The sequence below is a fragment of the Staphylococcus taiwanensis genome (assembly GCA_020544305.1).
Lineage (GTDB): Bacteria > Bacillota > Bacilli > Staphylococcales > Staphylococcaceae > Staphylococcus > Staphylococcus taiwanensis.
Genome location: CP058667.1, coordinates 757,671 through 770,361 on the forward strand (window position 1 = coordinate 757,671; position 12,691 = coordinate 770,361).

A 12,691-nucleotide genomic window follows, 5' to 3' on the forward strand; every position below is an offset into this window, starting at 1 on the left:
TAATGTAAGATTGAAGAATTTCACTAAGAAATTCAACAAGCAAAGCAAGTTGGGAGTCGGGGCCTCAACAAAGAGAATTTCATAAGAAATTCAACAAGCAAAGCAAGTTGGGAGTGGACGACGAATTTAAAAAGAATTCTGTCCCACTCCCTTTAATTTTAGAAAGGATGTTAATTATGAAGCGTCTTATCCTAGTGAATTGTCGGATATTCAAAATTATAAATTGTTAAGTGGCGCTGTTATTCCTAGACCTATTGCTTTGTAACAACCAAAGATAATGACGGATGTTTAAATGCCGCACCGTTTAGTTTTTTAATGTAGTCAACAATACTCCACCAATGATTGCTATTGCTGCACAACGTGCCAATGGCAAACGTAAAGATACAGCGGTTATGTTGAACAAATGAAAGAATTTGTGGTGCACATCACAGATGAAGATAATGTTGCAGAGATAAATAAGACCGCGGCGCCATTAAATGCGAATGAAAATGAACTAGAACGAACCTCACTTACATTAATTGACTCTGAAGCGGTAAATATACCGGCTATTAAGGAAGCTAAAATTCGTTTTGAATGTAAACTTGATCAAATTGTAAAATTAGGTATGACGCGGATGTGCAGACTTAATTATTGGTGAAGTCGTGATGTATCATATTGAAGAAGATACGTATTTTGAGGATAGTAAGATTAATCCAGATGCATTGAAGCTGTTGCACGTTTAGCTGGAAATGACTACGCTAAATTAGGAGACGATTTATAATTCAAAGACCTGAATCGTAATAAACATTTATTACGTATTGATCACACTACATATATATTCCATATATGTTAGTTGACGTGTTATCGGCAATCTTGTAACTTATAGTAATAAATTAGTGTTTCTAGAGGAAAGTAGGTAAAGTATGGAGGAAAAAAGGAAAGGCAATGCTTGGGCGTTACTTCCCTTAGTATTATTTATTGGGTTATTTTTAGGCGTAGGTGCTATAACTGGTGATTTTACAAATATGCCACTTAACGTTGCCATTACGGTTACAGTTATTGTTGCCTTATTAATGAATAGAAAAGAAAAATTCTCTGAAAAAGTGGAAATATTTACTAAAGGTGCAGGCCATAGCAATATCATTTTAATGGTCTTTATTTTTATTTTAGCTGGCGCATTTTCAACAACAACTGAAAAAATGGGTGGCGTTGAATCAACAGTAAATTTAGGTTTATCACTGATTCCTCAAAATTTAATCATAGTAGGATTATTTGTGATTTGTATGTTCGTTTCAATATCAATGGGTACATCAGTTGGTACTGTAGCAGCACTTGCACCCGTAGGATTTGGTTTCGCGCAAGCAACAGATATTCCAGCAGCACTATCAATGGGTACTGTTGTAGGCGGCGCGATGTTTGGTGATAATCTGTCTATGATTTCAGATACTACGATTGCTGCTGTGCGTACTCAAAAAACTAAGATGAGTGACAAGTTTAAAGTGAACTTTTGGATAGTATTGCCAGGTGCCATTTTAACAATAGTTGTACTGTTTTTCTTAACGAATGGTGTTACTATCGACCATTCTAAAAGTTATGATTATAATTTAGTTAAAGTTATTCCATATGTTTTGGTATTAGTATTAGCACTTGTTGGTGTAAATGTCATCATTGTATTAATTGGTGGTACTTTCCTATCAGGTATTATTGGATTATTAGATGGTTCTTTTGATTGGAAAGGTTTATTAAATGCTGTTTCAAAAGGTATCATTGGTATGGAAGATATTGCGATTATTGCTGTTTTAATTGGTGGTTTAGTCGGTATTATTCAGCATAATGGTGGTATAGATTGGTTGCTAAATTTTGTTAGATCAAGAGTTAAATCAAAACGTGGTGCAGAATTTGGTATTGCGAGTCTAGTCAGTGCAGCAGATATTTCTACTGCTAATAATACAATTTCAATTATTATGGCTGGTCCATTAGCTAAAAATATTGCTGATGAGTATGATGTTGATCCACGTAAGTCTGCTAGCTTGTTGGATATCTTTGCTGGCTGTTTCCAAGGATTTTTACCATATAGTCCTCAAGTGATAGCTGCAGCGGGTGTAGCAAGTATTTCGCCTTTTGAGGTTATGCCATACTGTATTTATTCAATTTTATTAGGTGTATGTGGTATTTTATCAATTGTATTACGCTTTCCACGTGTAAAGCCCAAAACAGAAAATGTTAAATAACAGACGATTTTAATTTTAAAATATAAATTAATTTAATATATTTGATAGTTCAAAGTTTGGAACTGTGTATAAATGCGTTAAAATAAAATTAAGCGTTGAAAGTAGGTGAAATAAGTGGCTAAATATAATGTTGAGAATGAATATGTTGAAATTCATATTGAACGTTTATTAAAATACGCACCAGAATTAGTTTATAAAGCATGGACAGACGCAGATTTATTAAAACAGTGGTTTATGACATCTCAACGTACGAATAAATCTATTGATATAGATATGACTGAAGGTGGTTCATATCGAATTGTTGATGCGCGTAACGGTAAGCAAAACGTCATTCAAGGTACTTATCAAGAGTTAGTAGAGAATGAATATATTAAAATGACGATTGGAATGCCTGAATTAAGTGATCATGAAGATGTAATTGAGGTAGAATTTGAAGAACGAGAATCTGGTGGTACGCAAATGTTCTTCTTCTATCAATCATTGGTAGAGCGTGAACGACGTTTAACGACGTTAGAATATAAGCAAAAGAAAAAAGAATATCATGATTCAACCGTACATGGTTTAGAGTTGATGTTTGATAAGATGCATCAAGTTTTAGAACAATATGTTGAAGAAAATGATTTGTTCAAGTAAACATGTATAGATAAATGAGAACGAGACAACAATCAATTGTGTAAAAGAGATTGTTATCCCGTTCTTTTTTATTGGTTTAAATATAAAATTATTTAAGTTCACCGATTTCTTTACGTTCATTGTACTTTCTAAGCAACGTCTCAAAGAAAATATGATAACTAATAAAACTGGAGTAATCGGTACCATCATATAAATAAAACGTATTACTCGAAACATAAACATTGTAATTGGCTTTTTGGGCAAGTGTATTGTCTTTCATAGTAGTGACAGAAATAAAATATTTTTGACGCAATTGAAGTAAATTCGTTACTTCCGGTAATTGGACATTTTCTCCTGATAGGGAAATGATAAAGAATAAATCTTCGTCTACGGAGCGATTAAGTACCATTTTTAATTCGTGTACATCGTGCAATACTATGATATTTTTGTGCATTGTTAATAAAATACGTTGTGCTTCTTCGGCAACATTTTTTTGAGCTCGGCCCGTTCCATATAAATACACAGTTGATGTATTGTTGATTTTATCAGTGATGAGATTATAATCAATGCGGTCCAAATATGTAAATGTCGTTTCAATTTCTTGTCGAAAGGCATCCATAGAATCGGTAGGTAACTGATTTAAATGTTCACTTTCAAATTTAAGATAAGACTTAAAGTCACTATATCCGTCGAAACCGAGTTTACGAGTGAAACGATGGATTGTTGCATTAGACGCATGTGTATAATGCGATAACTCATGTATTTTCAAAGTTTTACATTTATTGATGTTATTATTTACGAAATGTGCAATTTGGAGATCGTTGTCATTTAATTTGTCAAAGTTTGCATTTACTCTTTCATCTAGTAGCACAAAAGCACCTCTTATTCTTTCTTGAAAATATTTTCATACATAGAAAAGATAAACTGATTATACAAAATTATTTCAAAATCAGTCAACGGCGTTGTATATATGTAAGCGTTTACTATAATGATATTAAAGATATTAAGGAAACGCTTTAACAATAAGAGAGATTAACGTACATCATAGAAAGATATGGGGGTATAAATATGAACGCAATAAAACGTTTTGGGAGTGCAATGATTGTTCCCGTATTAATGTTTGCATTTTTTGGGATTGTATTAGGATTTGCAACATTATTTAAAAACCCAACAATCATGGGCGGATTAGCAAATTCACACACATTCTGGTTCAAATTCTGGTCAGTCATTGAATCAGGCGGTTGGGTCATCTTTAATCATATGGAAATCGTGTTTGTAGTCGGATTACCATTATCGCTTGCTAAAAAAGCACCTGGACATGCTGCACTTGCGGCATTAATGGGATATTTAATGTTTAACACTTTTATTAACGCGATTTTAACACAATGGCCACATACATTTGGGGCTAATTTAGAAAAAGGTGTTGAAAATGTAACAGGATTAAAAGCAATTGCTGGTATTGAAACATTAGATACTAATATTTTGGGTGGTATCGTTATTTCAGCAATTGTAACGTGGATACATAATAGATACTATAGTAAAAAATTACCTGAGATGTTAGGTGTATTCCAAGGCTTAACATTCGTTGTAACAATCTCATTCTTTGTAATGTTACCGATTGCTGCAATTACTTGTGTAGTATGGCCTACGATTCAACATGGTATTGAATCTATGCAACACTTCATTATTGGCTCTGGTTATGTTGGTGTTTGGTTGTATCATTTCTTAGAAAGAGTGTTAATTCCAACAGGATTACATCACTTTATCTATGCACCAATTGAAGTAGGTCCAGTTGTAGCCAAAGATGGCTTGAAAGCTGAATGGTTCAGACATTTAAACCAATTTGCTGAAAGTAGTAAACCATTAAAAGATCAATTCCATTATGGATTCATGTTACAAGGTAATGGTAAAGTATTCGGTGCTATCGGTATTGCTTTAGCAATGTACTCTACAACACCTAAAGAAAATCGTAAAAAAGTTGCAGCTTTATTAGTTCCTGCTACGCTGACTGCAGTTGTTGTAGGTATTACAGAACCATTAGAGTTCACATTCTTATTTATCGCACCATATTTATTTGTCATTCATGCTTTATTAGCAGCTACTATGGATACAATCATGTATGGATTCGGCGTAGTTGGTAATATGGGTGGTGGTTTGCTAGACTTTATTGCTACAAACTGGATTCCATTAGGTCAAAATCACTGGATGACATATGTTGCACAAGTTATTATAGGTTTAATATTCTCTGCTATTTACTTCTTCGTATTTAGATTCTTAATCTTAAAATTTGATATTCCATTGCCAGGACGTCGTGCTGAAGAAGAAGTTAAATTATTCTCTAAAAAAGACTACAAAGAGAAAAAAGGCGAAGGCAGTAAGGATGAATCAGGGTTTAAACCTAGTAATGAATACGATGCAAAAGCACATTATTATTTAGAAGGTTTAGGCGGTAAAGAAAATATTAAAGATGTAACCAATTGTACAACGCGTCTACGTTTAACTGTAAATGATGAGTCTAAAGTAGAAGATAGTGGTTACTTTACACATAATCAAATGGCTCATGGCTTAGTTAAAAGTGGAAAAAATGTTCAAGTCGTAGTGGGTATGACCGTACCACAAGTTCGCGAGGCGTTTGAACATTTAGTATATGATGACAATGATAAAAAATAATTAATATAGGGAGTAGGACGTGTCATTCGAAATGAATGTCGTTCTACTCCCATTGAATTCTTGTTTATAATTAATTAAATACTTGACTAATCGTAGGAAGGGGAGTGGTACAGAATTCTTTTTAAATTCGTCGTCCCTCTCCCAACTTGCTTTGCTTGTAGAATTTCTTAGTGAAATTCTCTTTGTTGGGGCCCCGCCCGCAAGGATAACTAGAACTGAAAAAAGCTTGATTTAAGCGCATTTTCAGTTCAGTCAGCTACTGCGAATTTGCAAAATAACATTATTATATTATTTTTGTCCCACGCCCTCTTTTTAGTTGTTATGAAATATTTGCTTTATGCATAACACGTGCTTTATATGATGCTGAAAGAATATCTATATTTCTACATGCAATGGTTTGTAGTAATTTAGTGAAAATTTCAGGTGCGCAACAAACGCTAGCACAATTATTGTTCAATGTGTATTTAATATCATAATGATTAGAGAAGTATGTCATAATATCAATTACTTTGTCTTTAATGAATGCATCTTGGAGGCCATCGATTGCTAAGTCAAAACGCTTAGATGATTGATATGTTTGTTCAGTATCTAATAATGTGTTTAATCGCTTAGGAGAAAGAATTTGATAAATAGAGAATTGATAAAAACTTAAAAAGCTAATGAAATATGGTAGCTGTTGTTTTGGTAAGCTAATTTCTAAAGCTGGAATATTATTTTGATTTATGATTGAATATTGAAATGAATCGCAAAATTTAACGTCTTTGCAGACTTTGATTAATTGTTTACGAGTGGATCTTGATTTTAAACCTACAATATTGATGATGTAAGTTTCAAATTTATCTAACAACATGCAATGACCTCCTATATATATTTAACGTATGTAAATAGCATTGAGCTATATTAATCCCAAAAAAATATTTCGTTCGTTTATACAAACTGATTGTATCACTCTTTTATAATATTATCACTAAGACTTTGGAACTAACTTCGATTTAATTATTTTGTAATATAATCTTAACTGCATTAAAAAATGAATAAGGGAATTGTATTAATCAAATTTATTGTTGATTAGACAATTATTTTTATAACGTTATATGTTGTGATAGTTATAGTTAAATAGAGGCGCATGAAAAGTAATCAGAGCATATGTTAAAATGAACAAGAATTGCACAGGACAAAGGAGTAAACATATGTATAAAGCAGTTGTATTTGATTTCGATGGCACAATTATTGATACTGAAAAACATCTATTTGAAATTATAAATAAACATTTGGAATATCATGGGGTTAAACCGATAACTTTAGCTTTTTATCGTAGTCATATTGGTGGACATGCTCAAGGGTTACACGATTATATTGAAGAACAAATCGGTCTTGAAAAGAAACAAAACATATATGATGAACACAATGAAACAAGCCATGAACTCGATATCATCGATACGGTTTATTCATTGATGAAATATTTAAAACAACGTCATATTCCAATGGCCATTGCTACAAGTAGTTACAGAAAAGAAATATTACCTACAGTAGAAGCATTAGGGTTAGATGATTATATTGATGAAATTGTAGGTAGGGAAGATGTTGAGGCTGTTAAACCTGATCCTGAATTATATTTAACGGCAGTTCAAAGACTCAACTATTCACCGGCACATTGCTTAGCAATTGAAGATTCGGCTAATGGAGCTACCGGAGCTATTAATGCAGGTTTAGATGTAATAATTAATACTAATGAGATGACTGAAGCACAAGATTTTTCATCAATCCCTTATGTTGGAAGAGACTTAACTTTTGATGAAATTGTTGAACGCTTTTTTGAACAGGATAAGGAGTAATTTATGTCTTGGCAAATTATTGTATTTTTTATCGCGGGTCCGGTGATTATAGGTATTGGTAATTTAGTATTGGGGCCTATATTTAGTAAACATATTCCGTTTAAAGTTCAATTACGTTCTTTTATAATAGGTACGGTGATTTATCTCATTTTAGCTACAATTGGTTATTTTTTATTATTACAAGGTAAGATTTAGATTTAAATAATTAAAAAAATAGGTTGAGACGAAAGGTTAACGTCTCAACCTATTTTATATTCAAAACTAAAAATGAATTTCTCAATTTTTAGTTTAATACTTTCATTACATGATTAACTTCAAAATGATGGTAACAATCAATAATACGATAAGAATTAAATCGATACCTACCATTACTGTAAACCGTGTAGCCTTTTGACCTTGGCCTTTAGCTTGTTTCATTGCATTGTAGTTTGGAACTAAACTTAGTATCAATAAAACAATAATTAATATAATACCAATAGTGACAGACATTATTTAGATCCTCCATTCTGCTTTTCAATGAGTTCCCAAGTAAATCCTGCAATAAGACCTACTACGAGACCTACAATCACGCCTATCTCTAAGGTGAAGAATATAGCGCCTATAATAACAAAAATGATTAAAGCAATAGGTAATGTTATACCAAATTTAAGTTTACGTTCATCAGAATCAAATATAGAAAAAACAGCGATGTACAAAATGAAAAATACTACCGTTGCAATTAATGTTCTAATAATTAATGGATTAACTGAATCATGTTTAGCACTAAAAAAATTTAACAGAAAAAATACAACACCAAATATGACTGAAATTTTAGCACTTTTTTTAATCAACGCTTGCATTCATAAATTCTCCTTTTATAATCTATCAAAAGTATATCATAATCTAAATACTAAATTGATTAACTCAAATTACTAAAAATAATACAATCAATTGAAATAAATTAAATATCCAAACATTGCTTTTTGAAAAAAGTGAAATTTTGCAATAAAAAATATTGTAAAAAGTTACTCGCTTTAATTCGCTAAAAGACTATAAAATCAAGGTTTTTAAAAATTTACAAAGACCTATTGCAATAGTATTGAAAGCGATTTCAAAAATTTGTAAAATTTATGTTTTAATTTTGTCAAATTATAGTATAATATCCTCAATAAGGTGAGGGCACTTTTAGAGGGAAAAGAAGGAAAGCAAAAAGAGGGTTTTTCTGTAAGAAATAAAAGTATTCGATCCTTAGATTTAATAGAGATGGGGTTATTTTAATGGATAACAATGAATTACTTAGGGGGCTAAGTGCTCGTCAAATTAGAATGATAGCGCTTGGTGGGACTATCGGTGTTGGTCTATTTATGGGAGCAACAAGTACAATTAAATGGACTGGCCCTTCAGTTATATTTGCGTATTTAATCGCAGGTATCTTTTTATTCTTAATCATGAGAGCAATGGGGGAAATGATTTATTTAAATCCGACAACTGGTTCATTCGCAACATTTGCAAGTGATTACATACATCCAGCAGCAGGTTATATGACAGCATGGAGTAACATATTCCAATGGATTGTTGTAGGTATGAGTGAAGTTATAGCAGTTGGGGAGTATATGAACTATTGGTTCCCGCATTTACCACAGTGGATTCCAGGTGTGGTTGCGGTGTTACTATTATTAGCAGCGAACTTAGCATCAGTTAAAGCATTTGGTGAATTTGAGTTTTGGTTTGCAATGATTAAAGTCGTAACAATCTTATTGATGATTGTTGCAGGTTTAGGGCTTATCTTCTTTGGTATTGGTAACGGAGGCCATCCGATTGGTATTTCTAATTTATGGTCTCACGGTGGATTCATGCCAAATGGCTTAGTAGGTTTCTTCTTTGCATTATCAATTGTTATTGGTTCATACCAAGGAGTTGAATTAATTGGTATTACAGCAGGGGAAACTAAAGACCCACAAAAGAACATTAAAAGTGCAGTTAACGGTGTTATCTGGCGTATTTTAATTTTCTACATTGGAGCGATTTTCGTAATTGTTTCTATCTATCCTTGGAACCAATTAGGAAACATTGGTAGTCCTTTCGTAGCAACATTTGCTAAGATTGGTATTACTTTCGCAGCAGGATTAATTAACTTTGTAGTATTAACAGCTGCATTATCAGGTTGTAACTCTGGTATTTTCAGTGCTAGCCGTATGATTTTTACATTAGCACAAAAAGGTCAAATGCCTAAAATCTTTACGCGAGTAATGAAAAATGGTGTACCATTCTACCCGGTATTAACTATTGCGATTGGTATTTTAGTAGGTGCTTTATTAAATGTTATTTTACCTTTATTCATTAAAGGTGCTGACAGCATTTTCGTATATGTATACAGTGCATCAATCTTACCAGGTATGATTCCTTGGTTTATGATTTTAATTAGTCATATCCGTTTCAGAAAGTTACATCCTGAAAAAGTGGAAGGTCATCCTTTCAAAATGCCTGGCGGTACAATTGCTAGTGCAATAACTATTGTATTCTTATTAGTAGTATTAGTTGGTATGTTATTCAATAAAGAAACTGTAGTATCAGTAGTTATTGGTATTATTTTCTTAGCTGGCGTAACAGTATACTATTTTGTACGTGGTCATCATAAAAATGATGGTTACCGTAAAGTAAAATAAGATGCTAAATTGTCTTAAAAGTAAATAACACATTATTTAAAGGAACTGGAACATCAATTCCAGAAAATAGCCAGTAAATGAGTTTTAAGAATTCATTTACTGGCTTCTTTATTTACAATATCTCGTATTTTTGGCTCACTTTCTTTTCCTCAGCTCTTGCTTGGCTTGTAGATTTTCATGTTGAAAATCTCTTTGCTGGGGCCCCTGTGCAACGCCATTTATTATCTATTTTAGAACTACTTACTTAAGTGCAAATGTACTTATTTTCATTAACATTACTATTCCTCAAGAGTTTCACTATAATATGTTGTATTAATATGTCACTTTCTAGTGGAATAATTTGAAAAACAAGACACTCGTATAATTTATTAAAAGGTTGCGACAACGAAGTCGCAACCTTTTTAATGTTTAAAATCAATGTTAGATAAATATTTACGATAATTATCTAATGCCATTTTTGATTGAGTTATGAAGTCTAATGATGCTTCATAATTTAAGGCGATGTATCGATAAAACAATATATCAATTGTAAACATTTGAGCAAATAAAGATGTTGTAGCACCCATTCGTAATTCATTCTCATCGGAATGACCATAAGTAAGTACGATATCAGAATGTTTAGCAATATGATTATTCTCAGAACTTGTAATCGTAATAATAGGAATATGATAATCTGATACGACTTTGACCATGGCACGCAATTCGCTTTGTTCGCCATTATTTGTTATAAAGACAACACAATCATCTTTGTCATGTGTCGATAACATCGTTGTAAATAGATGTGTTTCTTGAACTAATTGGATATTCAATCCAATACGAGACAGTTTTTGATATAAATCAGTTGCACATACATAAGAAGCACCATATCCAAAGATAAATATAGTATTTGCACGCTTAAACGTTTTGCAAATACGATCTATCGTTGTATTGTCTGTAAATGTGGAACTCTTTTGCAATGCCTCTTCAGCACGTGTATACAACTTCTTTTTTAATGTATCCACCGATTCATTACTAATTAATTCTATATTATAGGGTGATACTTGTTTTGGCACGATTGTTTCTAATTCGGTTTTAATTTCTTGAAAGCTAGTATTGATTAACTTACGACTAAACCGATTCATCGTTGAAATACTAATATCGAGTTCTTGAGCAATCTCGTGATTTGACATACGTATTACTTTTTGTGGTGAATTTAATATAAAGCGTGATAGCTTCTGTTCATTTTTTGAAAATGAAGAATAATTTTCATCAATAATATATAAAATGTTTGTCATTTAATCACCTAGTTTATCTAAGTTTCTCATTTCTTTTGTCGTTCCAAAAAAGTATGTGAAAATAAATCCGCCAATATATGCAGAAAGTAAACCAATAATGTAACCTAAATATTTTTGATGAGCAATTAAAGGTAACAGTGAGATGCCACTTGGACCAATAGCTGTTGCACCGATATGTCCAATACCACCGATGACAGCACCACCAATACCGCCGCCAATACATGCAGTGATAAATGGTCGACCTAATGGTAATGTCACACCATAAATAAGTGGTTCACCAATTCCTAAAAATCCTACTGGCAATGCACCTTTGATGGCATTACGTAACGTGGTGTTCTTTTTACATCTTACCCACAATGCTAATGCAGCACCTACTTGGCCAGCACCTGCCATTGCAGCAATTGGTAATAGATAGGTTGCACCTGATTGGTTAATTAACTCAATATGAATGGGTGTGAAAATATGGTGTAAACCTAGCATCACCAGTGGTAGGAAGAAGGCACCAATAATAAAACCACTAAATACGCCGCCAACGCCAATCACCCAATTAACAACACCGACTAACCCATCTGATATAAAGCCAGCGATAGGCATAATTAAGAAAATAGTAAGTAAACCAATAATTAATAAAGAAATTGTTGGTGTTACAATAATGTCGATTGAATTAGGTACCACTTTATGTAATCGCTTCTCAATTAAACTTAGAAGCCAAACTGCAAAAATGACACCAATAATACCACCTTGACCTGCAAGTAACGGTTCACCTGTAAAAATATTTTTAATAGGATTATCTTCTGAAATACCTGTTAATAATGTCGTACCCCCTATAACACCACCTAAACCTGGCGTTGCACCAAACGTTTTAGCAGCATTAAAGCCAGTGAAAATTGCCAAATAGGCTAACATACCATCTTTAATCACGTTTAAAACTGCTACAAGTTGCTTCACCCAGTCAGCTGAAATTGCCCCGGCTGAAATAAAATTATTAAGTAGTGCCGCTATACCTCCGATTAAACCGGCGCCTATGAATGCTGGAATAAGAGGAATAAAAATATTAGCTATTTTTTTCAAAAGTTTATTCATTTTATTGTGCTTTTGTTTATTTTGATAAGCAGATTTATTTTGTTGTGCTGTCGTCTTAATGTTATGTTGATGATCATTGTGGTGAGAAATAGCTTCGCCTAATGGAACGCCACTGAGACTAACCATTTCATCGGCGACTTTATTTACCGTACCAGGACCAACAACTACTTGCAATCTTTCATCTTTGACAACACCAAGTACACCTTTAATGTTTTTGAGTTGATTATAGTCAACTAAATCATCATTATTTATTTTTAATCGAACGCGAGTCATACAATGAATAATATTATCAACATTATTAATGCCACCCACAGCATCTAATATGTCATGAGCGAGTTGTTGTTCTTTATTCATATTTACGC

The 12,691-nt window shown here is 32.7% G+C and carries 12 protein-coding genes and 1 pseudogene; 7 read left to right on the forward strand and 6 right to left on the reverse strand.

Going from position 1 to position 12,691, the window contains the following annotated elements:
* Positions 1-199 precede the first annotated feature (199 nt).
* The 3 genes and pseudogenes from HYI43_03435 (at position 200) to HYI43_03445 (ending at position 2,843) form a co-directional block, all read left to right on the forward strand.
* Positions 200-760, forward strand: a pseudogene (locus HYI43_03435) (flavin reductase family protein).
* A gap of 142 nt (positions 761-902) precedes the next feature.
* Positions 903-2,210: a Na+/H+ antiporter NhaC family protein gene (locus tag HYI43_03440; GenBank protein UDI77649.1), complete on the forward strand. Its 1,308-nt coding sequence runs from the start codon at positions 903-905 to the stop codon at positions 2,208-2,210.
* 114 nt (positions 2,211-2,324) lie between these two features.
* Positions 2,325-2,843: an SRPBCC domain-containing protein gene (locus HYI43_03445; GenBank protein ID UDI77650.1), complete on the forward strand. Its 519-nt coding sequence runs from the start codon at positions 2,325-2,327 to the stop codon at positions 2,841-2,843.
* Positions 2,844-2,931: 88 nt separating this feature from the next.
* Here the strand turns inward: HYI43_03445 and HYI43_03450 are convergent, their stop codons facing one another.
* Positions 2,932-3,693: a MurR/RpiR family transcriptional regulator gene (locus HYI43_03450; GenBank protein UDI77651.1), complete on the reverse strand. Its 762-nt coding sequence runs from the start codon at positions 3,691-3,693 to the stop codon at positions 2,932-2,934.
* A 197-nt stretch (positions 3,694-3,890) separates the two neighbouring features.
* Here HYI43_03450 and HYI43_03455 point away from each other — a divergent pair, with 197 nt between their 5' ends.
* Complete coding sequence (locus HYI43_03455; GenBank protein ID UDI77652.1) at positions 3,891-5,492, forward strand: PTS transporter subunit EIIC; 1,602 nt, start codon at positions 3,891-3,893, stop codon at positions 5,490-5,492.
* A 319-nt stretch (positions 5,493-5,811) separates the two neighbouring features.
* Here the strand turns inward: HYI43_03455 and HYI43_03460 are convergent, their stop codons facing one another.
* Entirely contained in the window at positions 5,812-6,342 is a 531-nt protein-coding gene (locus HYI43_03460) for a hypothetical protein (GenBank protein UDI77653.1), read from the reverse strand.
* Between the two features lie 340 nt (positions 6,343-6,682).
* Here HYI43_03460 and HYI43_03465 point away from each other — a divergent pair, with 340 nt between their 5' ends.
* Complete coding sequence (locus HYI43_03465; GenBank protein UDI77654.1) at positions 6,683-7,327, forward strand: HAD family hydrolase; 645 nt, start codon at positions 6,683-6,685, stop codon at positions 7,325-7,327.
* 3 nt (positions 7,328-7,330) lie between these two features.
* Positions 7,331-7,522, forward strand: coding sequence for a hypothetical protein (locus HYI43_03470; GenBank protein UDI77655.1), 192 nt, complete (start codon positions 7,331-7,333; stop codon positions 7,520-7,522).
* Between the two features lie 105 nt (positions 7,523-7,627).
* On the opposite strand, the gene HYI43_03475 is transcribed toward HYI43_03470, so the two are convergent.
* Positions 7,628-7,816: a hypothetical protein gene (locus HYI43_03475; protein UDI77656.1), complete on the reverse strand. Its 189-nt coding sequence runs from the start codon at positions 7,814-7,816 to the stop codon at positions 7,628-7,630.
* Positions 7,816-8,166, reverse strand: coding sequence for a hypothetical protein (locus tag HYI43_03480; protein ID UDI77657.1), 351 nt, complete (start codon positions 8,164-8,166; stop codon positions 7,816-7,818). Before HYI43_03480 ends, HYI43_03475 begins: the two co-directional genes overlap by 1 nt.
* 417 nt (positions 8,167-8,583) lie before the next feature.
* On the opposite strand from HYI43_03480, the gene HYI43_03485 reads away from it, so the two are divergent.
* Complete coding sequence (locus HYI43_03485; GenBank protein ID UDI77658.1) at positions 8,584-9,972, forward strand: amino acid permease; 1,389 nt, start codon at positions 8,584-8,586, stop codon at positions 9,970-9,972.
* A 401-nt stretch (positions 9,973-10,373) separates the two neighbouring features.
* Here HYI43_03485 and HYI43_03490 read toward each other — a convergent pair whose 3' ends face one another.
* Both HYI43_03490 and HYI43_03495 read right to left on the reverse strand, forming a co-directional pair.
* Positions 10,374-11,246, reverse strand: coding sequence for a MurR/RpiR family transcriptional regulator (locus tag HYI43_03490; protein UDI77659.1), 873 nt, complete (start codon positions 11,244-11,246; stop codon positions 10,374-10,376).
* Complete coding sequence (locus HYI43_03495; protein ID UDI77660.1) at positions 11,247-12,683, reverse strand: PTS transporter subunit EIIC; 1,437 nt, start codon at positions 12,681-12,683, stop codon at positions 11,247-11,249.
* Between the last annotated feature and the right edge of the window lie 8 nt (positions 12,684-12,691).